The organism is Burkholderia sp. Ac-20349 (assembly GCF_017104865.1).
Classification (GTDB): domain Bacteria; phylum Pseudomonadota; class Gammaproteobacteria; order Burkholderiales; family Burkholderiaceae; genus Burkholderia; species Burkholderia aenigmatica.
The window spans coordinates 79,004-104,919 of sequence record NZ_JAAGPM010000005.1; the positions used below are offsets into that span (position 1 = coordinate 79,004).

The 25,916-nt window shown below is 60.5% G+C and carries 19 protein-coding genes; 9 read left to right on the forward strand and 10 right to left on the reverse strand.

What is annotated here, in order from left to right; translation table 11 throughout:
* Positions 1 to 482 precede the first annotated feature (482 nt).
* The 4 genes from G3N61_RS03475 to G3N61_RS03490 all read left to right on the forward strand — a co-directional run bounded on the left by G3N61_RS03475 (position 483) and on the right by G3N61_RS03490 (position 6,096).
* Entirely contained in the window at positions 483 to 1,973 is a 1,491-nt protein-coding gene (locus G3N61_RS03475; protein ID WP_205821567.1) for an NAD(P)/FAD-dependent oxidoreductase, read from the forward strand.
* A gap of 33 nt (positions 1,974 to 2,006) precedes the next feature.
* Entirely contained in the window at positions 2,007 to 2,957 is a 951-nt protein-coding gene (locus tag G3N61_RS03480) for an alpha/beta hydrolase (RefSeq protein ID WP_205821568.1), read from the forward strand.
* A gap of 222 nt (positions 2,958 to 3,179) precedes the next feature.
* Positions 3,180 to 4,799, forward strand: coding sequence for a GMC family oxidoreductase N-terminal domain-containing protein (locus G3N61_RS03485; RefSeq protein ID WP_205821569.1), 1,620 nt, complete (start codon positions 3,180 to 3,182; stop codon positions 4,797 to 4,799).
* A gap of 607 nt (positions 4,800 to 5,406) precedes the next feature.
* A complete protein-coding gene (locus G3N61_RS03490; protein ID WP_205821570.1) occupies positions 5,407 to 6,096 on the forward strand; it encodes a response regulator transcription factor in 690 nt (229 codons plus the stop codon).
* A 124-nt stretch (positions 6,097 to 6,220) separates the two neighbouring features.
* Here the strand turns inward: G3N61_RS03490 and G3N61_RS03495 are convergent, their stop codons facing one another.
* From G3N61_RS03495 to G3N61_RS03515, 5 genes are all read right to left on the reverse strand, one after another.
* Entirely contained in the window at positions 6,221 to 7,195 is a 975-nt protein-coding gene (locus G3N61_RS03495) for a YCF48-related protein (RefSeq protein WP_241017542.1), read from the reverse strand.
* Between the two features lie 16 nt (positions 7,196 to 7,211).
* Positions 7,212 to 9,611 carry an MMPL family transporter gene (locus G3N61_RS03500; RefSeq protein ID WP_043185723.1) on the reverse strand — a complete coding sequence of 800 codons (2,400 nt, stop codon included), beginning with the start codon at positions 9,609 to 9,611 and terminating at the stop codon, positions 7,212 to 7,214.
* A 7-nt stretch (positions 9,612 to 9,618) separates the two neighbouring features.
* Positions 9,619 to 11,325 (reverse strand): DUF1302 family protein, encoded by a 1,707-nt coding sequence (locus G3N61_RS03505; protein WP_051890094.1) that lies wholly within the window; start codon positions 11,323 to 11,325, stop codon positions 9,619 to 9,621.
* 16 nt (positions 11,326 to 11,341) lie between these two features.
* A complete protein-coding gene (locus G3N61_RS03510; protein ID WP_241017543.1) occupies positions 11,342 to 12,799 on the reverse strand; it encodes a DUF1329 domain-containing protein in 1,458 nt (485 codons plus the stop codon).
* Between the two features lie 244 nt (positions 12,800 to 13,043).
* Positions 13,044 to 14,024 (reverse strand): aminotransferase class IV, encoded by a 981-nt coding sequence (locus tag G3N61_RS03515; RefSeq protein WP_089454225.1) that lies wholly within the window; start codon positions 14,022 to 14,024, stop codon positions 13,044 to 13,046.
* Between the two features lie 569 nt (positions 14,025 to 14,593).
* Between G3N61_RS03515 and G3N61_RS03520 the strand changes: the two genes are divergently transcribed.
* On the forward strand, positions 14,594 to 16,054 hold the full coding sequence (locus G3N61_RS03520; protein ID WP_205821571.1) for an aldehyde dehydrogenase family protein: 1,461 nt from the start codon (positions 14,594 to 14,596) through the stop codon (positions 16,052 to 16,054).
* A gap of 175 nt (positions 16,055 to 16,229) precedes the next feature.
* Here the strand turns inward: G3N61_RS03520 and G3N61_RS03525 are convergent, their stop codons facing one another.
* Together G3N61_RS03525 and G3N61_RS03530 are read right to left on the reverse strand one after the other, a co-directional pair.
* Positions 16,230 to 16,829, reverse strand: coding sequence for a TetR/AcrR family transcriptional regulator (locus G3N61_RS03525; protein WP_089454227.1), 600 nt, complete (start codon positions 16,827 to 16,829; stop codon positions 16,230 to 16,232).
* Between the two features lie 552 nt (positions 16,830 to 17,381).
* Positions 17,382 to 18,011, reverse strand: coding sequence for a TetR/AcrR family transcriptional regulator (locus tag G3N61_RS03530; protein WP_043185732.1), 630 nt, complete (start codon positions 18,009 to 18,011; stop codon positions 17,382 to 17,384).
* A gap of 778 nt (positions 18,012 to 18,789) precedes the next feature.
* On the opposite strand from G3N61_RS03530, the gene G3N61_RS03535 reads away from it, so the two are divergent.
* The 4 genes from G3N61_RS03535 (at position 18,790) to G3N61_RS03550 (ending at position 22,833) form a co-directional block, all read left to right on the forward strand.
* Positions 18,790 to 19,647 (forward strand): NAD(P)-binding domain-containing protein, encoded by an 858-nt coding sequence (locus tag G3N61_RS03535; RefSeq protein ID WP_241017544.1) that lies wholly within the window; start codon positions 18,790 to 18,792, stop codon positions 19,645 to 19,647.
* Between the two features lie 21 nt (positions 19,648 to 19,668).
* Entirely contained in the window at positions 19,669 to 20,547 is an 879-nt protein-coding gene (locus G3N61_RS03540) for a phytanoyl-CoA dioxygenase family protein (protein ID WP_205821572.1), read from the forward strand.
* Between the two features lie 244 nt (positions 20,548 to 20,791).
* Positions 20,792 to 21,940: an MFS transporter gene (locus G3N61_RS03545; RefSeq protein WP_346778542.1), complete on the forward strand. Its 1,149-nt coding sequence runs from the start codon at positions 20,792 to 20,794 to the stop codon at positions 21,938 to 21,940.
* Positions 21,941 to 22,143: 203 nt separating this feature from the next.
* On the forward strand, positions 22,144 to 22,833 hold the full coding sequence (locus tag G3N61_RS03550; protein WP_205821573.1) for a hypothetical protein: 690 nt from the start codon (positions 22,144 to 22,146) through the stop codon (positions 22,831 to 22,833).
* Positions 22,834 to 23,123: 290 nt separating this feature from the next.
* Here the strand turns inward: G3N61_RS03550 and G3N61_RS03555 are convergent, their stop codons facing one another.
* The 3 genes from G3N61_RS03555 to G3N61_RS03565 all read right to left on the reverse strand — a co-directional run bounded on the left by G3N61_RS03555 (position 23,124) and on the right by G3N61_RS03565 (position 25,846).
* Positions 23,124 to 24,029 (reverse strand): NAD(P)-binding domain-containing protein, encoded by a 906-nt coding sequence (locus G3N61_RS03555; protein ID WP_205821574.1) that lies wholly within the window; start codon positions 24,027 to 24,029, stop codon positions 23,124 to 23,126.
* 33 nt (positions 24,030 to 24,062) lie between these two features.
* Positions 24,063 to 24,242 (reverse strand): hypothetical protein, encoded by a 180-nt coding sequence (locus G3N61_RS03560; RefSeq protein WP_205821575.1) that lies wholly within the window; start codon positions 24,240 to 24,242, stop codon positions 24,063 to 24,065.
* 335 nt (positions 24,243 to 24,577) lie between these two features.
* A complete protein-coding gene (locus tag G3N61_RS03565; protein WP_205821576.1) occupies positions 24,578 to 25,846 on the reverse strand; it encodes an aminotransferase class III-fold pyridoxal phosphate-dependent enzyme in 1,269 nt (422 codons plus the stop codon).
* Positions 25,847 to 25,916 lie beyond the last annotated feature (70 nt).

A 25,916-nucleotide genomic window follows, 5' to 3' on the forward strand; every position in this document is an offset into this window, starting at 1 on the left:
CGGCTGGCCGCTTCGCGAGGCGCCTTGCCCCCACTTCATGAGCAGCGCGGGTCCGGAGGGCTACCCGTCAGCCCGGATCAGGGCTGCCTGAAGGCGAGGGGCGCGACATCGCCTGGCGTGGCGATGCATTCAGCGCGCTATGCGACCGGTCCGGATCATCGCCACCTTCGCAACCGGTTGGGTAATGGAAACCCCTTATTCAAATTGTCTCTCGACTGCATAAGACTGGGAACCATGGAACTTGGTCAAATGATCATGTTCGAGGTAGCTGGTCAAACCCGGATGCGCACGCCAATAACCCGCGTGCCTGTCAGGTTGGGTACGGAGATGATCTTCCCCGGGTTGTCCCGGGCTGGTTTGAAGCGTAGTCGCTGACATATACGTGTGGGCGCCTTTTTGCTTAGTAGTCACATGACCAAGTCTAATGATCTAGTCGTGCGGCGTTACGGATATTTTCAATAACTGGTCATCGGAGGGATCTCATGACTAAGAAACAAACAGATTCGTGTTCGCCTGAGCACGTAGATGTACTAATCATTGGGGCGGGGATCTCGGGGATCGATGCCGCTTGTCATCTCAGCATGAACTTGCCGGGCCGGTCGTTCGCGATCCTGGAAGCCATGGATGGATTCGGTGGCACGTGGTGGACCCATCGCTACCCCGGCGCGCGCTCCGACAGCGACCTGTACACGTATGCGTTCGGATTCCGCCCGTGGCAGGGCCGCTCGATCGCCACGGCGGAGGAGATCCACAGCTATCTGGGAGAGGTCATCAACGAATATGGCCTCGGTTCGAAGATCCGCTACGGGCATCGGGTTCAAACGGTGAACTGGTCGAGCGAACAGAAGCGCTGGACGGTCGAGGTATCGCGCAACGATACGGGCGAACGCTTTTCGATCACCACCGACTTCCTGTGGCTGGGGGCGGGGTACTACGACCATCGTCAGGGCTTTACGCCCAAATGGAACGGGTTCGATCGCTACAAGGGAACGGTCGTTCATCCGCAGCACTGGCCTGAAGATCTCGACTATGCCGGAAAGCGGGTGGTCGTGATCGGCTCGGGCGCTACCGCGGCGACGCTGATTCCTGCGATGGCCGGAACCGCGGCGCACGTGACGATGCTCCAACGGTCGCCGACGTTCTTCACGGCGGTGCCCTGGACGCACCAGCTGGACGCGACGCTTCGCGAACTGAGCCTTCCCGAGGAATGGCGGTCGGAGATTCTGCGGCGTGCGCACCTGAAGCAGACGTTCGACCTGATCAACCTGTCCTCAGCGAACCCGGACGCCGTTCGCGACTGGCTGATCAACGAGACCCGGCAACAGTTGCCGGAAGGGTTTGACGTCGACAAGCACTTCAATCCCAGCTATCGCCCGTGGCAGCAGCGCGTGGCTGCGGTGCCCGAGGGAGACCTCTTCACCGCCATCCGGGACGGGAAAGCATCCGTCGTGACGGACACCATCGAATCGTTCGACGAAAGCGGCATGACGTTGGCGTCGGGCGAGCACCTGCAGGCGGACATCGTCGTGACCGCGACCGGCTTCGACATGAGCGCGTTTGGCCAGATCGCCTTTCAGGTCGATGGCGATGCCGTCGACATGACCAAGCGGGTCTCGTATCGAGGAATGATGATCGAGGGCATCCCGAACATGGCGTTCATCTACGGCTACTACCGTTCGAGCTGGACGCTCCGCGCCGATCTCGTCTGCGAGTTCACCTGCCGCGTCCTTGCGCACATGGACAAGGTGGGCGCGAAGACGGTGGAGCCGTGCCTGCGTGCCGAAGACGCCGACATGCAGCGGCTGCCCTGGACGGATCCGAACAACTTCAATGCCGGGTACGTGATGCGGTCGCAACACCAGATGCACTCGCGTGGCGATCGCATGCCGTGGCAGCACCACTTCGAGTACGAGGAGGAGCGCAAGACCATTCCGGAGTTGAGCCCGGATTCCGAAGTCCTCGTGTATCGCTGATCTCCGAGCAACGTTCGATTACAAGGTGATGTTATGGCACTCGATTTGCACCTCGCTGGTTTTCTCGAATCCTTTGCCGGGTCCGGCGCGAAACCGCTACCGCAGTCCACCCCGGAAGAAGGGCGCGTATTGATGCAGCATCTGGCACGCGCCGTTCGTGCACCGGAGGCCATCGTCGACATTCACAGCGTGGAAGACCTGACCGTGCCGGGCGCGACTGGATCGCTGCGGGCACGGGTCTATCGCCCGACCCAGGAGCGTCATCTGCCGACGGTCGTCTATCTCCACGGCGGCGGGTTCGTCATTGGCGATCTGGATACCCACGACAATATTTGTCGAGAGCTGGCGCGCGGCGCGAATGCGGTCGTTGTCTCGGTGGATTACCGGCTGGCGCCCGAGCATCGGTATCCGGCCGCGGCCGACGATGCGATTGCCGCGACCAAATGGGCGATCGCAAACGCAGGCGAGTTGGGCGGAAACGACGTCGTGGCGGTTGCCGGAGATAGCGCCGGCGGCAATCTCGCGGCCGTCGCGGCTCAACAACTGCATGCCGAGGGCATTGCGCTTGCCGCTCAGTTCCTGATCTACCCCGCGGTAGCACAGGATCGCTCCGGCTTTCCTTCTTTCACGGAAAACGGCGAGGGCTATCTGCTCGACCTCGATACGATCGCCTGGTTTGACGGGCATTACGTCCTGGACGGTACCGACCGGGCGGACGCACGACTGGCCCCGATCCATGCGAAGGACTTTGCGGGGTTGCCTCCCGCGGTCATCGTGACTGCGGAATACGATCCGCTGCGCGACGAGGGCGAAGCGTACGGTCGCTTGCTCCACGCCAGCGGCGTCAAGGTAGAGACGATCAGGTGCGACGGCATGCTTCACGGATTCTTCGACATGGGGGCGATCTCTCCGGGCGCCCAGGCGTGGATCGAGAAGGGCATCGCGAGTTTTCGAAAGGTACTCGGCAGCGCGCAGCACCATTGATACGTTGGCGGTAGCGACCTGATTTCGCTTTTCGCCATTTCGTGGCCGCACGCGGTTCGATGGATGACCTCCAACGTTGCCGGTGCGGCCACGCAGTTCTGATGCATGACGGAATGAAGCCGATTGCGCAACGGCTCGGTGAGGCCGCGACGTGAGTGGTGGCGTCAATGCATCAGGTAGTTGCTTGTGAAGCGTTCAAGCATCTATCCAGGACACAGACCCGTGAAGAACTCATTCGATTATCTTGTTGTAGGCGGCGGCTCGGCAGGCAGTGTGCTGGCTTCGCGTTTGACCGAAGACCCAGATGTGACGCTGTGCCTCTTCGAAGCCGGCGGCACCGGCGATGGATGGCCCATCAACGTCCCGGCCGCCTTGGTGCTGATGGTCCCGTCCCGGCTGAACAACTGGGCGTTCGAGACGGTACCCCAAAAGGGGCTGCTGGGACGACGCGGCTACCAGCCGCGTGGCAAGGCGTTGGGCGGATCGTCGGCGATCAATGCGATGGTGTACACGCGTGGCCATCATGCCGACTACGACGATTGGGCCGCGCTTGGCAACGATGGCTGGGCCTGGAACGACGTCTTCCCCTATTTCAAGCGAAGCGAGCATAACGAGCGCCTTGGCAATGAATGGCACGGGCGCGGCGGCCCGCTGTGGGTCAGCGATCTGCGGACCGGTAATCCCTTTCAGGGCCGTTGGCTGGAGGCCGCACGTCAGTGCGGCTTGCCCATCACGGACGATTTCAACGGCGCGGAGCAGGAGGGCGTCGGCATCTACCAGGTGACCCAGAGGAATGGCGAGCGCTGGAGTGCGGCACGTGCCTATCTCTTTCCGCATCTGAAGGTTCGCGACAATCTGACGGTGGAGACCGGTGCGCAGGTCAGGCGCATCGTGTTCGACGGAAAAAGGGCCGTTGGCGTCGAGGTCACGCGTGGGGGGAATGTCGAGACGGTCTGGGCAAAGAAAGAGGTGATCCTTTCCGCGGGAGCGTTTCAATCGCCTCAGTTGCTGATGTTGTCCGGCGTCGGGCCGAAGGACGAACTCGAGCGTCACGGGATCAAGGTCGTCGCCGATCTCCCGGGCGTGGGGGAGAACCTGCAGGATCACCCGGACTTCGTGGTCAGCTACAAGACGAACAGCCTGGATGCGCTGGGGGTATCGTTACGCGGCGGGATCAAGACGTTGCGCGATATCCGGCAATACCGGGCTTCGCGCGACGGCACGATGACCACCAACTTTGCCGAAGGCGGCGCCTTCCTGAAGACGCGTCCCCATCTGGAACGACCGGACGTTCAGATGCACTTCGTCGTGGGCCCCGTCAACGATCATGGCAGGAAGGTGCAGCTCGGACATGGCATTTCCTGTCACGTGTGCCTGTTGAGGCCGAAAAGCCGTGGATCGGTCAAGTTGCGAAGCGCGGATCCCCTTGATGCGCCGTTGATCGACCCGGCATTCCTCGAGCACGCGGATGATCTCGAGGTTCTGGTCGACGGATACAAGCTGACCCGGCGGTTGATGGCGGCGCCGGCGATGTCCGAGTTCGTGACGGAGGATCTGCTCGAGTCCCGGTCGCGATCGGACGAAGACATTCGTGCGTTGCTGCGCGAGCGGACCGACACCGTGTACCACCCGGTAGGAACGTGCCGCATGGGGAACGACGCGCTCGCCGTCGTTGACGCTCAGTTGCGCGTACGGGGAACGGAAGGCTTGCGTGTGGTCGATGCCTCCATCATGCCGACGCTGGTGGGTGCAAACACGAACGCGCCAACGATCATGATCGGTGAGAAAGCCTCTGACCTGATTCGGCGGATCTCGCGATTCCCGGCTGCGACGCCGGCGTGAAAGCCGGAATTGCGGTTTAGCGGGCCGCTTCACGTGCTGGTACTCGTCAGCGTAGGCGCCTCAACCGTACCGGGACGTTGCGAGCACGATATGCGCCGCGACGTCCGCTGCCGGAAGCCTGGGGCCAGCTGGCCGGTTGACGCATAACCGGATGCTCCCCGGGCATCGTGAGCTGTTTGGTGTCGGGCGCCCGAGCGGTGAGGTCGGGTGATGCGGCCAACCGCCGATCATGAGCGCACCTTTGCTCCTTGGCGGGCAGAGCAAGCACGAGGCCAGCGATGTCGTCACCTGCGGCCGGGCTGCCGGGTGGCGACCTGTATGCGTCAACCACCGGACGAAGACCGGTGCGTGCCTTGCTGAGATGAGCCGCAGCAACAAGCGAACCAATCGGCCGATCGATCCCGCTCGGCGTCCGGCCTTGTCCGGGTGCAGGAAATATTCTCCCCCAACCTCTATCCCGATGGCTTCGGCGTGCGTCATGCCGAACGCCGCTTTCAACTCGTCGATTCGTGCCAGTTCGTGCCAGTGAACCTGGACCCCATCCGGCGTCGAACGCTGTCCGGAAGGTGTTCACGCGCACACAAGGCGACGACTCGGAAATTCAATCATGCACTCGCTCATACTCATCGCGGACGACGCACCGGAAATGTCGTCAACGCTCGATACCTGCCTGACTCGCAACGGGTTTCGCACCTTTCAGACCAACACCTCCCAGACCGTGCTTGCCACGCAACTGAACCTGAAGCCTGATCTGGTCATTCTCGACGTCCGTGAACTGCGCGCGGATACCCTGGAAATGCTGGCCAGGCTTCGACGACAAAGCGATACCCCCATCGTTGTCGTTTCGGCGTGTGATCTGGACAGGGAGCGGTTGCGCGCACTGCACGCCGGCGCTGACGACTACATCGTCAGGCCGTTCAACCCGGATGTGGTCGTCGCGCGATTGCTCACGATGCTGCGCCGCTCCGGTGCGCTCGCACCTGAACGTCGTCTCCGGGTGGGCGCGCTCGAAGTCGATACGGAAAGCTATAGGGTGTGCGTGCGGACGTGCTCCGGTGAAACGCCGGTATCCGTGACACTCGTCGAATTCCGCCTGCTGGCTCACATGGCCAGGCTGCCGAATCGTGCCTTTACGCGCATCGAATTGCTCAATGCGTGCATGTCAGACGTGAGTACATCCCCACGCACCGTCGACAGCCACATGACCCGGCTACGGAGAAAGCTGGTGGCCGCAGGGGCGTCGGGCATCCTGGAAAGCGTGCACGGCGTCGGCTATCACCTGAGAAAACCCGGCTGACAGGAGGGTGTCGATCGTGCTGTCGAGCCGTACAACCTCGAATCCGTCTCGGGTCTGGAAGGCTTCGAAGCAGCGAGCCGCGCGTCACGATCACGGCCCGCTGCGTTAATCAAACATCGGACGCTTACTTTGCGACGACCCCGTCGCGAGAAAAAATCAGCCACTTGTCGTCAAGCGAGGGGAGGGCCGCGGTATACGTCGTGCCGGTTTCGGTGTGCACGCGCTGGAACGTCTTTCCATCGTCGGTGCTCCGAGCCTGTAACCCGTCGACACCGACCGCCAATACCGTGGAGCCTCTGGACGCAAGCGAGGTGATCGAATTCTTGGTATCGAGCGTCGCGCGTGACCAGGTATGGCCGTTGTCGTCGCTTCGCATCAACGTGCCGCGCAGCCCGCCGACCAGCAGCACACCGTTGGGCAGTGCCACGCCGCACCAGAACGACCCCTTGTAACCGGTGTCCACGCTCTCCCAGGTGTTGCCCTTGTCCTTGGATATAAAGAGTTGCCCTTTCTCGGCCGTAGCAAAGATCTCGCCATTGCTGTTCGAAAAAAGACCGAACAGATTCAGGTCCGACTTCTTGCCGTTCGGAAGAACGGCTTCTCTTTTTGTCCAGGTCTTGCCGCCATCATCGGTGACCAGGATGAGCGACCAGAGTCCGACGGCCACGCCGTGGTTGGCATCGATGAAGTGAACGCCGAACAGCGGGCGATCCTCGGTCGTCGCGAGACGTTGAATCTCCCACGTCTCGCCGCCGTCGGTCGTCTTCAGGATCGCGCCCCAGTGGCCGACTGCCCACCCTGTCCTGGCGTCGATGAAACTGACGGACGTCAGCGTCGAGCTCACGGGCACGGCCTTGGCCTGACGATACGTCGCACCGCGGTTATCGGACAGAAGAATGATGCCGTTCGCCCCGACGCTGACCACCCGCTGGCCAGCCCACGTGGCATCCAGCACGGGCGACTGGGTCGCAATGCTGGACTGGACGGCCGGAACGGGCCTGAGTTCCGGTGCGGCTACCGCGCTTTGCATGCCGCCCAGCAACGCTCCAAGGACGAAGGTACCCGCCGAAATGGAGCGAACCTTGTGATATAGGGTCATGGAATCCTCTTCTTCTTCAATGTGCGAGCAGGCCGGGTGCGCGCGCGGGCCGACGCCGCGGGAAGATGCGCTCGAGCCAGACGGCGAAGGCGGGCAGAACCGTCATGGCCATGACCATGTTGACGATGAACATGAATGCCAGGAGCTTGCCCATATCAGCCTGGAACTTGAGCTCGGAGAATGACCAGGTGGCGACGCCGATCGCGAGCGTGATCGCCGTAAAGATGGTGGCCGTCCCGATCTCGAGGATCGATTGTTCGAGCGCCTTGACGATGCCCACGCCATTCGCGAGATGCAGCTGCAGGCGGTTGTAGATGTAGAACGCATAGTCGACACCGATGCCCACTGCCAGCACCATCACGGGTAATGTGGCGACGGTCAGGCCGATCTGCAGCTCCTTCATGAACCAATACCCGATGAACGTGCCGATCGTCAGCGGCAGGCAGCATGCGAGGACGGCGCGCAGGTCACGGTACGTGACGAGGACGAGCAACACGATCGTCGTATAGACGTAAAGCATCATCGGCAGTTCGCTGCGCTCGATTTCGTCGTTGACCGCGGCCAGCACGCCGGCGTTTCCGGACGCGAGCCGGATCTTCACGCCAGGCAGTTTGTTCGTATCGCGGAAGTGCTTCGCGGCGTTGATCACCTGGGTGATCGTGGTCGCCTTGTGGTCCGCCAGATAGATGTTCACCGCGGTCATGCTGCAGTCCTTGCGCATGACGCCGGGCGTGCGGGCCACCTCGCCGGCCAGCGACGAATAGTTGTCGGGATCGATGGGGATCGCCGACATCTTGGGATTCCCTTCGTTGTAGCCTTCGTTGTATTGCCGCAGCAACGACGAGAACGAAACGACCGACAGTACGCCGGGAACGGCGCGCATCGACCAGACGAAGCGATCCTGATAGGCGCCGACTTCCACGTTGTTGCAAGACTGGGGAGGCGCTTCGAAGACGATGGAAATCCAGTCCAGGCCGACGTCGTAGCTCGACGCAATGGACACCGAATCCTTGTTGAACCGGGCATCGGCACGAAGCTCGGGGGCGCCGGCCTGCAGCGTGCCGACGACGCGATCCCGGCTTTCCCAGGCCGCCACGCAGAACACCACGACGGCCGCCAGCAGGATGATCGCGGCATTGCGCGGAATGGCGACTTTGGCGAGAACGCGGAGCACACGGCCACGACGAGCGGCATGCAGCTCGGCATTCTTTGCATAATTGCCGTCGACCTTGAGCAAGGACGCCGCCAACGGAAGCATCACCAGGTTCGTGACGATCTTGTATGCCACGCCGAGCGAAGCGGTGATCGCGAGCTCGCGGACCATCGGAATCGGAATCAGGATCAGCGTGACGAACGAAACGAAAGCGGTCACCAGGGCAAGCGTCCCGGGAATCAGGAGCCCGCTGAAGCTGGATCGCGCGGCTTGCTCCACCGACTTCCCGTGAGAGATTTCACGCACGATGAAATTGATCTGCTGGACGCCGTGCGAAACGCCGATCGCGAACACCAGGAACGGAACCAGCACGCCCAACGGGTCGAGCCCGTAGCCGAGGAGGTGCAGCGTACCAAACTGCCAGACGAGCGAGAGTAGCGAACACGTCAGCGGCAGAATCGTCAGGCGGACGGAGCGGCAATACCAGTAGACAGCCAACGCGGTCAGGAGCAGGGCGATCGCGCAGAACTTCAGGACGGATGACGCGCCGTTGGCGATATCGCCGATCTGTTTCGCGAAGCCGATGATCTGGATCTCATAGTTCGAATCCTCGAACTTGGATCGCAGTTGCGATTCGAGCGCCTGATCGAATGCCACGTAGTCGACCCGTTCGCCTTTCGCATCCAGCTCGTTGAGGTCGGCGGTGACCATGGCACTGCTCTGGTCGCGAGACACGAGACTGCCGACGAAACCACCCTGGGCGGTCGAGCGCGAAATGGCACCGACCGTGTTGCTGTCGAGCTGATCGGGCGTCACGGTGCCGGGAATGAGCGGGTCGGCCCGGAATCCGTCTTCGGTAATCTCGTTGACGAATGAATTCGGAGTCCAGAGTGATTGAACGCTGCTGCGAGACACATTCGGCAGAAACGTGACCGCCTGGGTGACGTCATACAGGCGCTTCAACGCGGCGGGCGTCCAGATGCTGCCCTTGCGGGCCTTGACGACGACGATCAAGCGATTGGCGCCGAGCAGATCGCCGCGATACTCATTGAATGTCTGGGTATATTCGTGGCCAAGCGGAAGCTGTTTCTCAAACCCCGCATCCATGCGGAGCTTGACCGCGAAGCAGGCCATGACGACCGTGAAGATAACCAGAAGTCCCAGAACGAGACGCCTGTGACCGAACAGCGTGTTTTCCAGCGAATGAAGAATTCTTAGCAGCTTGCTGGGTCGGGCTGCGTCGGAAACAGGCGTTTGATTCATATTGACCTCAGAAATTTCGAGATGCGACGATTGCCACGAAGTCCCTGTCACGTAGCGGGTTGGCCAGAGGGTTGGTCGGGCCCATGAAGCGGGTGTAGTTCAAAGCGACCTGCCAGTTCGCCGGGTTCTGTATGAAATTCACATACAGGTTCATGGCCGTCACGCCGCGCATGAACTGGGCATTCACGTCCGGCGTATTGCCGAACAGGCCGTAGCGGACGTATATCCCCGGATTGACCTGCCACCCGGGAATGACGGTGCCGTCATAAACCCAGTTGAAATCGACGTCGATCCCGCCGGAGTATTTCGTCCCCTGTGCACTACCCGGCGAGTTGAGTGCGCCGGTCGCGAACAGATCATTGAACTCATTCCCCCACAGAAGCGCACCCGGAGAGATCGGCGACCCGCCATAGCTCTTGTGAAGCCCGGGATAACCGATGATCACCGTCTCGGTCGTCAGCGTGGCGGTCTGCGCGCCGAGCAGCTTGAGGAACGCGCCGGAATTGCCCGGCTGGAGCGAGTAGAGGGTAGTCAGGTGCCACTGGAATCGCTTCTCGTCGACCCAGCAGTTTCCGCCTTGCGCGACGCATCCGCTGGCCGGATTCAGCGGAACGGCATCGCGCGGGCGGTACGAGAGCTCGGTGCCGATTGCCCAGTCGCCTACGGGGAAGTTGGCGCTGACACCGATCATGTGACGGTCTTCCGGAAATCTGAAGACGGTCCCACCCGTTGAACTCAGCGAGACTTGCGGGAACTTGTCGTGGTACGCGATCGTGTAGAAACCGAGATTCAGGTCCGTGCCCGCCGGCTGGTAGCGAATGGAAAAACCATACTGCCCGCCGTTTTTCGGATGGATGGTCGCGACGCCATACGCGTTGTTGCCGGGTCCCACGATCTGATTGGACCAATAGCTGCCAACCGGCGGAAGGTAATTCTGATTCCAGTTGCTTTGGATGTACCCTTCGACGTTCACGCCGTGGCCCACGCCAGACGCGACACTCAGTATCGGTGCGGGCAGGATGAATTCCTTGACCTGCGCGCCTGGTTGCGAGGCGCGATTCACGTCGATCGCGTTCGTTGCATTGACCCCCCCGACTTCCCAGATACTTTCGCCCCAACTGACGACCTGATTACCCACACGGATGCGTGCAATCTGGTCGCCTACGTTGAACTGCTTGCTCACCCACAGGTCCAGCAAGCGCGGCTTGAAGCGGATGTTTTTCTGGGCGTCGGACGTGAGCCCGCCGCTCAGGTTCGGCGAAGGGTTGTAGAAAAGGTCCTGTCCGCTGGATGCACCTGTCGTGTGGGTACCCGAGTAGTCGTATTGCCAGGTGCCACGTGCCATGAACGTCAGCCCCTGGGACGGCATCTTCAGGAGCAGCTCGTGGCTGCCCTTGAGATAGCTCGTGAACGGATCTCCCTTGCCGTAGTTGATGTCGCCCTGATCGGAGAGGCCACTCAATTGACCGAGTCGGCCGCCACCGGTCTGCGCACCGGTAGCCTGGTTGTAGGTCGGCGATACGAGGTTGCTGCTGGGCGAGGCGGTTCGAATCCCGACGCCCGCCGACACCGTCGAGTCGAAACTACCTTCGACATTCCCGATCGTGAAGGTGAAGGCGTGCGCGCTGCCGCACCCGAGGGCGACAAGCGCCGAGATCGCCGCGCGCACGAAAGCCACACTGGATCGGGGCTGAAATGAGGAGGTGGTAGCCATTTGGTTTCGGCACCTGTCAACGCTCGCTCAACGCACGGAGATTATCGGCGTTGTAGAAGCTCGGCTTGTAGTGTTGGTCCGCCGACGAGTCGACCGACCACTTCGCGTCCCGTCCGGCCGCGAGCATCGAACCGTCGACGAGGTACCGGCCATCGACGAGGTTGTATTGAGCGAATGCAAGCGTGTCGCAGCTGCCCGTCTCATACACCGGAATGATGTAACCCTCGCGGACCTTCGAGATGTTGCCCTGTGCGTCGTAGTCCACCGCGCCGAGGTAGCTCCAGCTGTCTTCATCGACGTAGAACAAGCGCTTGGGAGCCGTATGGCGCATCCCCTGCTTGACCGTGGCTTCCACGACCCACACGCGATGCAGTTCGTAGCGGCGCTTCGACGGATTCACGAAGTCGGGGCCATACGCGCCTTCGAATTTGTCCGAGAAGTCGTACATGCCCAGGTCGTTATAGGTAACGATCATTTCCTTTTTGCCCAGCAACTTCCAGGAGAAGCGGTCGGTCTGTCCGGAGAAGACCAGCGCTTCATCCATGTTGTACTGGTTGTCGAATCCAATCTGGGGGGCATCGTAGGCGTACGACGGCATGCGGCGGGTGCGGCGCTGCCCCGGGAAGTAGTAGAAGACTTCGGTCGGCTTGCCGGCGTAGGTCGTAAAGATCGCGGCCTGGCCCGCAATGGCCGCCGGGGACTTGTAGGCGTAATAGGCGTTGCCTTCGATCTGATTGACCTTCTCGAACGTCGTGCCGGCTTTGTCACCCCACGGCTGGTAGATCCACGCGTCGGAAACGTTCTTGATCCAGTCGGACGAGCCCTTGCGCGGTGAGACGACGGTGATGATGTCGCGCATCTCGACGCCGGCGCCTCGGTAGTGCAGCTTCGCGTTCCACATCACCTCCGCGCCGGTCTTGGGTGCGGGGAAGGGGTAGCCCGGGAGATGGGCATCGGCGAGTTCCGATCCGTCCGCAGACATCTTGGCGAAGCCCACGTTGTTCTTCGTATTCTCCGCGACGAAATCGGGGACGCCACACGTGCGCCGGGACGGATAGACCGGCATCGTGAAGCCCTTCAGGTTCTTCAGCAGCGCAATTTGACCCGGGTTGAGCTTGTCCGCGTATTTGTCGACATTGCTGGCGTCGATCGTGTACAAGGGCTTGTCGGCCTTGTATTTGAAGAAGTCCGCGCGGCGCTTGCCGTAAGTCCAGCCCGCCCCGACGTTACCGACGGGCGTCCATGCGGGAATCCCGCTCGCGGCGCCGGCGACTTCGGCGCCCGACGGCGTATGAGCCGAATCCGTACCTTCCGCCAGCGCACCGGTCAAAGTCATCGCGACCGCGGAAGCGATGACGGACAATTTCGCTGCCGATCGGATGAGCGAAGCAGATTTCTTGAAAGCATGAGTCTTGACCACGGCTATCTCCTTGACCTTGACCAGGTAACGTGCGCCCGCCAAAGGGTTGTGCATGAGCGAATGCGGATGAACGGTCTGGAAGTTCTGTCCGTTTGTTAGCTATGCGAAATGAATGAAGGTGCGTTATTGATGTTGTTTTCTTGAATCGACGAATGCCAGGTCATCGTCGTTACGCTGGCGTTCGTATTGCCCGGCACGCTGGTGGCGTGCCGGACGGCTTTCTAATACATGAAGCTACTGGGCACTCGACGAAGCCGGACCGACTCCATACGCGCGCCGCTTTTGAGTGAGGTCCGGCTTATGCGGGGACCGACGAGAAGTATTCAGCCGGCTGCGCGTGCCATCCTGCCCAGCGTTTCTCCCAATAGAGGTTGTGAATCTTTTCGGAGATCGGGCCGGGGCCGTTGCGGTTGCCAAGCGGCTGGTCGTCGACGGAGCTGATCGGCATGATCCCGCCTGCCGACGACGAGGTGAACGCTTCGTCGGCCTGGCGCAGCTGGGTCGCGGTGTACTTGCCGATGTTCACCTTGATGCCGAGCTCGGTGGCGATATCGAAGACGCTCTGGCGCGTGATGCCGAGCAGGCAGCCTTCGGCGGGGGTATGGAGCTCTCCGTTCTTGATGAAAAACACGTTCGCACCGGCTGCTTCGGTGAGGTTGTCGTCTTCATCGACGAGAATCGCCCAGTCCTTTTCCTGCGTCATGGCTTCGAAGAGCGCGAGCTTCATGTCCATCCAGTGGAAGTTCTTGGCCGTGGGATCGACTGCCTTCGCGGAAATCCGGTTGTACCGCTTGCTGATCAGCAGGTTCGAGCCGCGCGTGCGGACCTCGTCGTCCGCCTGGAAGAAGAACGGCACGGCGAAGGCAAACATCGCGTTCTTCATTGCGCTGCGGTCGCGGCGATCGACGCTCAGCGGGCCGCGGGTGACGCACCACCAGACGTACGCGTCCTTCAGGCCGGCGTTTCGCACGAGGTTGTGGAGAATCTCCTTGACCTGCTCGCGATTGAACGGATTCTCGAGGAAGAACTTGGCCGACGACTCTTCCATGCGGCTGAGGTGATCGTCGAGCCGGAAGAAGTTGCCTCGCGAGACGGTGACGACATCGTAGGCCGCGTCGGCGTGCAGGAATCCCGCGTCGACCAGCGGGACGGTCGCTTCGGTGATGGGCACATAGTTGCCGTCGCAGAAAGCACTGCCATCTTCGTAGCGGGGTTCATGCGGAGCGCGAGCATGCAGCGGGTTCTCATGCATGATCTGCTGGACTTGAATGATTGCCATGGTAATTACCTTTCGCTCCTGAAGGAGAGTTGTCGTTCGACGGTGACGTCAAAAAGCGTCCGGATCGCGGTGCGCTACTTTGCGGATTGCTTACTTCCTGGCTATCCGGCGTGAATTCTGTCACGTGACTGGATCAAATGACCGTGTAGTAGAAAAATATTGCTCGAAAAATTCCTTGTCGATGAAGGTTAACCCTCTGTGATGCCCGTTTGAGTACGCGGACGGCGAGCAGACCTGTCATCGCCGTCCACTGATTGCCGAACGTTCGCGCCGCCAGATGCATCCGATCGGTCCGGGAAAAGTGGCCCGTCGCGTCGCGAGCATCACGGGAAGTCGCGTTGTGGCCCGGTCTTCATTGCTGTTCGGTGGCACGCAGTGCAGACCTTTTCTGCAACAGCATTGCGATTCGTTTCCTGGAGCGTCTTACTTTGAAGTGCCGGTGGCAATACTGATTATTACTGAGTCACGTGACTTGGCCAAATGATCAAAAAAGGCGATAGTATGGATCTTCCAGGGCGATTCCGCGGCTGAAGACTCGCCCTCGAGACCAACTGACATGGAGCGAGCTGATGCCGATTTTTGAAGCAGATCATCTCCGCCGCGCGTTCATCGGCGGGCGATGGGTGGAGCCGGCGAACGGTGGTGTTGAGCACGAGATCATCAATCCGGCGACTGGCGAAGTCTCCGGGGTGTTGCTGTTCTCTGACGAAGCGGATGTGAATCTGGCGGCGAAGGCGGCGAGCGAAGCCTTCGCCGCATTCTCGAATACGCCGCTGGTTGAGCGGCTCAAGATGCTCGAGCGCGTGATCGGTGCATACACCGAGCGGTTGCAGGACATGGCGGACGCCATCACGCTCGAGATGGGCGCGCCGATGGATGCCATTTCCCGTCCGCTTCAGGCGGCGCTGGGGCTCTGGCACCTCCATACGACCCTGGAAGTTGCAAGGCAGTACCCGTTCGAGCGAACCCAGGGCACGTCGCGGATCGTGAAGGAGCCGGTTGGGGTGTGCGGGTTGATCACGCCCTGGAACTGGCCGATGAACCAGGTCATGTGCAAGGTCGCGCCGGCACTGGTGGCGGGTTGCACGATCGTGTTGAAGCCCAGTCAGAATGCGCCGTACTCGGCCATTGTTCTCGCCGAGATTCTTGAGAAGGCTGGCGTCCCTCCTGGTGTATTCAATCTCGTACAGGGCGCCGGGCAGCGCCTGGGAAGGGCAATTGCTGCCAGCCCGCTGATCGACATGGTATCGCTGACGGGTTCGACGAGCGCCGGGGTAGAGGTTGCTCAGGCGGCAGCGACGACGATCAAGCGGGTGACGCTGGAACTGGGCGGAAAATCGGCGAACATCATTCTCGATAGCGAAAACTTTCAGCAAGGCGTCACGCATGGGGTGCTGCAGATGATGGCCAATTCCGGTCAGACATGCACCGCGCCATCGCGAATGCTGGTGCCGGCGCACCGGCTCGAAGAAGCGGAAAAGATTGCTGCCGCTGCGTGTGGGCAGGTCGTCGTCGGCGATCCGCGCGATCCCGGTACCACCATGGGGCCGATGGCGAACCAGCGCCAGCATCAAAAGGTGCAGGACATGATCCGGGTTGGCCTCGACGAGGGCGCAGTGCTCCTGTCGGGCGGGCTGGGCAATCCTCCCGGGCTTGAACGAGGCTACTACGTCAAGCCGACGGTCTTCAGCCGCGTGAACAATCGCATGAAGATCGCAACCGAGGAGATTTTCGGCCCCGTCCTGGTGATCATCCCGTATCAGGACGAATCAGACGCCGTCGCCATCGCCAACGACTCGCCGTACGGCTTGTCCGGCTACGTCTATGGAGACTCGATCGAACAGGCGGAGCGTGTCGCAAGAAGATTGCGGACCGGGATGGTGCATTTGAACGGTGCGGCCGTCGATATCGCGGCACCGTTCGGTGGGTACAAGCAGTCCGGCAATGGCCGAGAGTGGGGCTACGCCGGTATCGAGGAGTTCCTGGAGACGAAATCCATGTTCGGTGCGGCGCCGGGTGCCGCCAGCTAGCTGGAAGCGACGCCGGGCGCCCATCTCGGGTGGGTGCCCGGCAGTATGTGGTCGTTCATCTACGGAACGATGACAAGAGCGAAGCCTCGCATGGGGCGGGTTGCTGAGCGAGCATGCATTGCATGGGCTCGGGGAGGTTGCCGGCTTTTGGCGCAATGGCGCGCCGCATCGATTTTCAAATCTGTACCGTCGAATTCGAGACGGAGGTGGCAAACGCTTCCAAAGCTGAACTTGCGTTATCCAGGTTCGCCCTGAGCTGGCGGATATTCGTGTCCGCGTGCCAGCTGTTCAGCAATCCGTCGATCAGGATGATGCTCATTCTGGCGACGGGTTCAATCATGTCATGGTTGACTTGTGGCGCGCACTTGTCGAAGTAAGCGATCGTACGCTCGATAGTCTGCGCATAGGTTTTCAACGCGAAATCGGGGCGATGACGCTCTGCCCACTGGATCAGTTCGGACTGTGCCCGAGCGTAGGAGGGATGCTGCACGAGCCATTCGACCATCTTGCGCAGCTGCCATCCGGCGAGTTCGCCGAAAGACTGGAATTCAGTATTGGCGGGGGCATTCGTCGCGAGCAGATCAAACAGGGATTCGTAAACCGCGTCGAACAGATCGTCCTTGGTATGGAATACATAGTGCAGCGATGCCAGAGGGCAGCCTGCGGCTTCGGCGATTCGCCGCGTGGTGGCTCCAGCGACGCCGTGCGCGGCGATCACCTCAACGGCGGCGTCAACAAAATCCTGTCGCCGCAACGCAGCGCGAACTCTTGTCATTGGTAAACTCCGGTACCCGAAAACCCTTTTTCTTCGTGATACATGGTCAAGTGACCATAACGCTCGTGAATTATGTCGGCTTCTTGAAAGTTTGTCCATGGACAGGCCGGGCCACGGGTGCCCCGACTATCCAGTTCACTTGATCGAGTCGATTCCGGGGAATATGATCGTGTGACTTGATCAAATGATCGGTCAACGTTAAGCAGACAGAGGTGTGCTGTCGATGGAGGTAAACCCGTGAGCGCTGCACCTTAAGACCGAGGGTTGCGTGCCGGGAGTGTCAGGTCTCCATGGGAATGGAAACGGGATGCCAGGTCGCAGCCTGTGTGGCGTTTCGGCGGTGCCCGTTACGTTGTGTCGCCCGAGTCGAGGTCGGGCGCGAACGATGGTTCCTGAAAGCACCGTTGAGCAGCGCTGGCGAGCAGGGCCGCGCATGGGACGAAGTTGGAGACGTCATGCGCCGCGAGCCGTGAGGTCCTCTTGAAGAGGCGATGCGACGCTGCCGCTGCGAAGGCACCGGGGGAGCCGGTGCCTCGGGGCAGGTGGCGAAACTTACTGCTTCCGTACCGACTTGCGAGCGGTCTTGGCGGCAGGGCGAGCTTCCGAAAGCGTCGCCGCATAGGAGGCCAGCATCTTGCTGGCGTGGTCCACATCAGCCGCCAGACGTTTCGGGTCTTCCTGGGCAAACCACGAGAAAAGCAGCCCGTCGATCAGGATAATGGTCAGCCGTGCGATGGCATCCAGCGCCTTGGCGTCAGCACGAGGCTCGGCGGAGGACAGGTTGCCGCGGGCGCCTTCCAGGGAGATGCGAAAGGCGCCAATGGCCACGTCGGGCTGATGTCTGAGTGCCCAGGTAAACAATTCCGACTGGGTCTTCGCGTAGGTCGGGTTTGCTTCGAACCAGGCCATCACGGAGCGCAGGTTGAACTCCGCCAGATCCGACAGGGTGCCGTGCTCCGGCGCCTCCGGGCTATCCGAGCGGATCAAGTCGATCAAGGACTCGTAGACCGCGAATAACAGCTCGTCCTTTGAATGAAAGACATAGTGCAGGGAAGCCAGTGGGCATCCTGCAGCCTCGGCGATGCGACGGGTCGTGGCACCCTTCACACCGTGCTCTGCAATCACCGCGACAGTCGCCGCTACGAGGTCCTGGCGGCGGACTTCAGCCCGTACTCTCTGCATAGGCCAGAGCTCCGTTTTATGTCTTCGTCCAAAGGTGCTACCCGTGCAGGGTAGTCGAATCCTCGGATATTAGCATGACGATGGACGGCATTTCGACAGCAACGCAAGACATTGTCCTGCACGGATGTTGCGCCGCTATGGCGGCCCGAAAAATGCCGTTCGCAGGTATGTGCGAGGCGTGATCGCTGCGCCGGTGCGTCGTGGTGCCAGTCAAACTTCACGATGCCGATGCGATTCGGCAGCATGCTTCGGGAATCACGGGGCGCACTCATTCATCACGCATCGGCCCGCCTCATCAAGCGGCGCTCCGTTTGTCGAGCGGTGCTTGCGTTCCTGCTTCGATGATGTGTTCCCGGAGATGCGCAGATACGGCGGCCGACGTGCGTGCACGAGAAAGCACCCATGCGTGTCGTGGACGGGCGCCACTGCGTTGGTTGGTACGGTGCTCTCATGAGGTGGCTAATGGAAACTCCGTATTCCAAATGTCCTGTCGAGGCATAAGATTCGTGCCTGTAGCTACATGGTCATTTGATCAAGTCAGCTTGTCTGCACCGCAAACGTGACTGTGAGCATCACTTGGTGCGGCTGATTCCCAGCCTCGGGGCATGGGTCTCGCCACCGGGCGTGTCAGCCGCAATGCAGGGGAGGCAAACGCCTGGATCCGGGTGGTATGTGCTTTGCTACGTAGTCATATGACCAAGTCGGGTGATTTGGTGTGTTGGTTTGAGCGATGGATATCTCTTGGTGATGTGGTCAACGACAACGATAGGGAATGCGAATGAGCAAATTGATTGCTGTCTTGGGCCTGGGGGCGATGGGATCTGCAATTGCCACCTCCCTGATTGAGGATGGCGAGCAGGTCGTCGTCTGGAACAGAAAAGCGGAGAAGGCGCGGCGCATCCGTGAGCTCGGCGCACACGTTGCCGATAGTGCCATGGCAGCTTGCGATCAGGCGGACGTCATCGTCGTCGTGACGGCAACACCGATTGACCTCGCGGCAGACTTCGAGGCGCTCGGCGAGCGCCTGAAAGGGAAAACGGTGGTCAATCTGACCACGGGGCGGCCGTCCGAGGTCCAGAAGCTGGATCAGATCGTGAGCGGCGCCGGCGCAAAATTCATCAGCGGAACAATCCAGTGCTTCCCGCCCGATATCGGCCGCGAGAGCGCCGTCATCCTTTTGGGTGCCGACGAGAAGATCTGGAACGAAGTTGAGCCCCTGCTTCGAAAGATTGCGCCGCAATCCACCTACGTCAGTGCAAGACCTGACGTGCCGAACGTGCTCGATGCCGGCTTGACGGGCACCTTCGTGTTTGGTGCTGGTGCAGCCTTCCTGGAAGGTCTCAGATTCGTGGTGAATTCGGGCATTTCGATCGACGAGATTCGCGACCTGATCCCAACTTACATCGCCGGTCAGACTCACTTCATCGAAGGCCTGTTCGAATCCGTGGCGGCGTCAGACTATCAACCAAGGGGCGCAGACCTGGACATCTACGCGCGAGCGACCGGGCTGTTCCAGCAGGCGCAGGAAGATATCGGTCAGCCGCCCCGAATTCTGAAGGCACTCCGCGAGCGGATCCTGTCATCCATTGCGGAAGGCAGTGGTGACCGAGGATACGCGGCACTTTTCAATCATTGACAACCTGTTGGAGGAATCACCATGTCATTGCAACGCCTTTCAAGTAATAGCACTCCTGAAGATCTTGCGAACGCGGTTCGGCAGGACGGTGGCGCGATCGTCAAGAACTTTCTCGGTTCCGACCTGCTCGCGCGGATCCAGCGTACGCTCTTCGACACGCTCGAGACCGCTCCGAATGGCGTAGACGACTACTTCGCCGGTACACAGACGCGTCGCGTCTCACGCCTCTTCGCGCGTACCGACTGGATGGCCGAGGTTGCGTTGCATCCGCTCTACCTGGGCGCGGCGCGCAGCATTCTGCAGACGCCGATCAAGATCTGGAGCGGCGAAAACCAGATCGATATCGCTCCGGATATCCAGGTGGGGGTGACGCAAGCCATTCAGATTCGACCGGGCCAAGGCCAGCAGCCGTTGCATCGCGACGACTCCGTATGGCTCTGGCGGCACCCGAGCTATGGGCGTGAGGCCCGGTTCCAGGTGATGGTGGCGGTATCCGACTTCACGGAGGCAAACGGTGCCACGGTCGTCATTCCGGGGAGCCACAAGTGGGACGACGAGCGTATGCCCAAGCAGGAGGAAGCCATTCCCGCGGTCATGTCCGCCGGCGATGCGCTGTTCTTCATCGGCTCCACTTATCACGGCGGCGGGCAGAACACCAGCGACGCACCGAGAACCGGCCTGACGATGTCGTTTGACCTGGCCATTCTCCGGCAGGAAGAAAACCAGTACCTCACGTTGCCCATTGAACGCGTGAAGCGCTACCCGGAAGAGCTGCAGCGCTTGCTCGGCTGGACGTACGGCACGACCTTTGCCGGCTTTGTCGAGCGTAACGGTCAAATGTCGGATCCGAACGACCTGCTGAAAATGAAGGACTTCCTCGAGGTCGGGCATTTCGATTAACGGACGGGATGTGTGATGGATCGCGGCCCGGTTTTCACGTGGAAATCGGGCGATTCCATCACCTGACGGCATCGTAGTCGATCGACGGGATACGTCAGGTCGGTGACGAGCGAGCCATTTTGAAATTGCGATTTTTCGGTTGGATGAAGCAGTCTTCGAAACAGTGCCAGTATGGATGCGAGCAAGAGGGCGATTCGATGCCTCGTCGCGATCTCGCATGCGTGCAAACGACAAGGAGTCGATCGTGAATTACGAAATCAAGGGAATCCGAAAAATCGCCCTGCTTTATACAGGGGCGGTGGTCTGGACTCCAACGTACCTGCTTCCATTCAACATCGAAGAATCGATGGCGCGGTTCGGGCTGTCCGAAAGCACCGCCGGATGGCTCGCATCCGCGGTACTTCTCTGTCTGTCGCTTTCCATCATCATTTTCGGTCGTCACATGGCGACGTTGAACAAGAGAACGGGCGCGCTTGGTGCAGCAGCGCTTGCCGTTCTGTCGACGTGCGCGATGTTTTCAAATAATTTTTATGTATTCGTGGCCGCGAAACTGGTTCTCGGCGTCGCCTTGGGCGTCAGCTGTGTTTGCGCGTACGGGGTGATTTCACACGTCAAGCACCCGGAGAAGGTCGCTGCTCAAGTCGCTGTGGCGATGGCCATCATATTTTCCTGTGCGATGTACGTCGTACCGATCGTGAATGTGAAGTTGGGCAATATCGGTGTGGATGCCGTCCAGCTCGCCGTTGTCGTGGCGGCACTGTTTTTCGGCGCATTCATGCATCCTGCCGTCAACGCAAGCGAGGAAGAAGTCGCGAAGGATGCCATCAAATCCAGTGGCGTCCGAGGGATTCTGGCCAGCGCATTTTTCATCTACGTTTCGCAAACGGCGCTCATGGGATTCGCCGCCGAGGTCGCTGCAACCCGGGGCGTCGAAGCAGAGCAACTCGGCATGCTGTTCATGGTCAATGCGGCCTTCCAGTTGCCGGTGGGGGTAGCGGTGACCTGGCTGGGTGATCGTTTTGGCTTGTTCAAGCCGATCGCGTTTGGGCTTGCGGTGTTGATCGCATGCAGCCTGGGCATGTATTGCGTGGGCGGCAGGTGGGCGTTTCTCGTGTCGACGGCCCTCGTCAGTGCCGGTGCGACGCTGGTTGCCCCTTATATGGTGGGGGCACTTTCACAGATGGATTCCAGCGGGAGAAGCACCGCGACCTGTGCGTCGGCAATCAATCTTGGCCTGGCAGTGGGCCCCGCGATTGCCGGCACGGTGTTCAGCGTGGCCGGTTTGCGCGCGGTCGGCTGGCTGTCCGTCGGGTTGCTGGTGGTGCCGATCTTTCTGACCAGCGTGGCGATCCGGCAGTTCAAGTCGCGACATTCCGAAGCAGCTATCGCGTGACGCGTGAGGCGAAGCGATCAGCTTGCTGTGCGAACGCGCCCCGGCCCTTGCGGGTGCCGGGGCGGTGCCGGCCGCCTGACATGCCAGCGCAAAACCAGCCTGTATCGGTAGCGCCATCTCAGGTCGAGAGGTGGCGCAAGGTTGGATATTGCGTGGGCAAGCGTGATGGCGACTCAAATTCTTGACGATCACTGGAATCTGTCATGGAACTCAAATTTTATCTTTATTGTCTTGCCGACCTCGCGTTGATCACGACTTCACTCGTCTATGGCGTGAAGCTTCTCAGGAAACGCAACGGCCTCCTCGGGTTCGAGTGGCTGGTTACGACGTTCTCGGCATCGAATCTGATGATCAATGCATTGACCGGCGAGCACGTCTTTCTCAGTGTCTCGCTGTTCTGCGATGCATTTTCCAGAGGCTTCGGCGTGCCGGTCATCACCATCGTCGGCATGATGGCTGTTACGCATCGATACAAGCCGTCGGTTGTCTCTGATGTCGCTTATGCGGTGGGCGCACTGGCGGCAACCGCTGTCGTGTGGACAGCGGATTTCATGATCGAACCCAAGCCCTATTTCTATCTGGTGATGTGGTCGTTGTTCTCGGTCTACCTTGCGTACGTGGTCAAGCGGTTGCTGAGCGCTGGAGAGAAGCGTAACGCCGTGAGCGTGATCCTGGCGCTGGTGTCCACGCAGATTATTGCGAGCACCTACGACTTCTACCATATACCCGGCGACAGCGATCATATGATCTTTTACATCTTCGCTTTGCTGTCGTGGTCTTACATGTCTGTTTCGTTGTACTACGCCTATTGTGCGTTGGAGCGCGCGCAGGAAAAGGCAATGAACCGCAATCGAGGTTTCGCCCTCGGCAGCCTGGAACGAAATCCGCAGTGATTGCCCCGCCCCGCCGGAATGCCCCTGGATCTTCATGCAAGAGAGCGGATATGGCTACTTCGATCGTGAGCTATCCCGCTGTAGAGGGCGAGGCATTTGATCGCCAGGACTATCTCGCAACCCACGCCTCGCTTGTACGGGTGGCGTGGGGCGAGTTTGGCCTTCGCTCGGCCCCCGTTCTGCCTTCGGTCGTCCGATCGTCAAGCTGACGTCTCCCGTTCCGTTGGCGTCAGCCTGCTACGTGAATAGAGGTCCGTTAATGGCGGAACGGGAGACGAGTCGGGTTGTATCTAACTCCGGTCCGCGAGCGGCTTCCTGAAACATTCAAACATGGCGGCCAGCTCGTGTTGACCGTGGCCCATGGCGACGGCCTGCTGGAGTCGCGCCAGTACTTCTTGCGGGTAGCGGCTGTCCGTGCCACTTTCCTGGCTGAACGCCACAAGCTGTCCGATACCCGCGGCCCAACTGTCCAGGGTGGCCTGCGACCCTGAGTAATTCCCTTTCTGGATCATCTGTACGCACGTCTGAAGCGTATCCTCAACGAAGGGACGACGTGCCAAGGCAAGCGACAAGTAGGTGTCGAGGGAGATGCCTTCGGCGTCGCACACGGCGGCGCCGTAGAGAAACCCGAGCGCGGCCCCCAGGGAATACGAACCCACCACAGCGCCGTCGAGAATAGCGGCATTCGCGAATCCCTCTCCAACGAACAACGCATGTCCACTCAGGCTCGCCAAGGTAGGTCGCAGGGTGTCGAAGGTCGAGCGCGAGCCGGCATAGAGAATCGATCCATCCGGCGTGCCGATATCCTTGGGGTAGCAGCCGATGGTGCCGTCGAGGTAAGCCACGCCGTGTTCCGTGGCCCACTCCGAAGTATCTCGCGCGTCCTCCGGTGTGCCCGTCGTGAGCTGGATGATCGTTTTGCCTTTGAGACGGGCCGCGACGTCCGCAGAGCGCAGCAACGAGTCGGACGCGCCATAATCGAGCACGCAGACGACCACGACCTGGCTCGCATCGATCGCCTCCGCGACTGAATGCGCGACCCGCGCGCCAACCTCGCCAAGCGCCACGGACTTGCTCGCCGTGCGGTTCCAGACAGTGACGCGATGATTGGCGGCAAGCAAGGCCTTGGCCAGGGCCGCTCCCATTGCGCCGAGCCCAATGACGGATATTGCCTGCGCCGTTACGGTATCTGCCATCACAAACCTCCTTCGAATCTGGTATGCGAAACATCAGAAGAGGACTCGCTTTGCACAGCGAGGAATAGGGGGCCGTCGACCGCCATCGATCGCACGCGGCAGGAACCTGTCGTTTCGCCCTTCCGGTTTGCCCGGCTGCCGCGTCGGGATGAGCGCGATCAGCACCTTGCCATAGTCGGTTTCCCGCATCGCATCGGTCGTCTTGGTGCCCATGAAGCCTGGTTCGATCGCGTTGGCGGATGCGGTAGATCCGGGATGTATTCACGAAAGAGCCGCCGGCCGTGGACGTCGGGCAACAATGGATCATTCCGCGACGAATGCTTTAACCGACATTGGTTCGAGACGGTGGATGGAGCCAAGGCGATCGTCGAGGCGCGGCCCCTGAGTGACATACAACGAGCGTTATTCCGGCTGTTCTCTCAAAGAGGAGGCACCAGCCGAATTCGCTCGTCAGCTGGTGCCTTGGCCGGGGCCGGACGGATCTGAAACGCTGTAAAACTCGCTCTGGATTGGCGTGGAAAACCCACGCCGATCAAGAGCATCCGGCACTAACGCTGCACGGTGTCCAGAATATCCAGGCGGCTCACTGCAATCGCCTTCTGCTTGATCGCGCCAAACGCCGCTTCGGTCGCCTCGAGCGTACGCACGATGTCTTCGTCCGTGTGGCTCGCCGTGAAGAACATGTTGTGCCACGGGTGGAGATAGGCGCCATTTTTAATGACTTCCGAGGTCCACGCCCGGCCACGCGACACGAGCTCGTCGTCACCGGCGAAAAGCATCTGGGGCATGACGCTCGGCCCGGTCTGCTTGAGTTCGAAGCCATGCCGCTCGGCTTGCTCGGCGATGCCGGCGCGCAGCTTGTCCGCCAACCGCTTGGTGTGTTCGAGGTAGTCCGTTTCTTTTACCAGGCGCAGCGTTTCGATGGCCGCGGCCATCGGCACAGCCGAGAGCCAGTAGGAGCCCGTGACGAAAATGTTCGTCGCCGCCTCTCGTGCCTTGTCCGAACCGAGCACGGCAGCGATCGCATAGCCGCCGCCGATGGCCTTGCCCCAGCAGCTGAGATCCGGGTGCACACCCCAGTCCGACCATGAGCAATCACGCGACAGGCGCAGCCCCGTGCGGACCTCATCGACGACCAGAAGCGCTTCCTGCTCATCCGCGAGGCGACGGCATTCCTTCGCGTACTCGATCGACGGGAAGAACTGATCGTAGAGTACTTCGTGCCGGAAGGGCGTTGCGTAGATCGCCGCTACGTCACCTTCGACGCTCTTGACGGCGGCATTGAGACTCTCGATGTCGTTGTACTCGAAGTAGACGACGTGAGCGCGGTCCTCCTTGGTAATCCCCGTCGTATAGGGCACGTTCCACGGAGACGCGCCATGGTACGTGCCTCGCGCAACAAGAATCTTGCGCTTCTCACGATAAGCGCGCGAGATCACCATGGCCATGGAAGTGGCGTCCGAGCCGTTCTTGCAGAACATCGCCCAGTCGGCGTGGCTGACCTGTTGAGTGAGCGCCTCGGCAAGCTGAACCATCACCTCGCTGGGGCCCGTGGCCGTGTCGATCTTCTGCAACTGGAGGGCTGCGGCTTGTTCGATCCGCTCGTTCCCGTAGCCGAACAGATTCGTGCCGTAACCACACACATAGTCGATGTACTTGTTGCCGTCGACATCCCAGAGATGGGTACCTTTCGCTTTTGCAAAGTACAGCGGGAAGTCTTCCGTCAAATACTTGACGCTCTGGTGACCGTACATCCCGCCCGGGATGACCTTTTCGGCTCTTGCGAACCACTCGTTCTTCTTTGCCAGCCTGTCCATGCTCGACTCCTTGTGAAAAATTCGTTCTCGGAACGTCAGATCCGATATCAATTCTTTTGACTGAGTCATT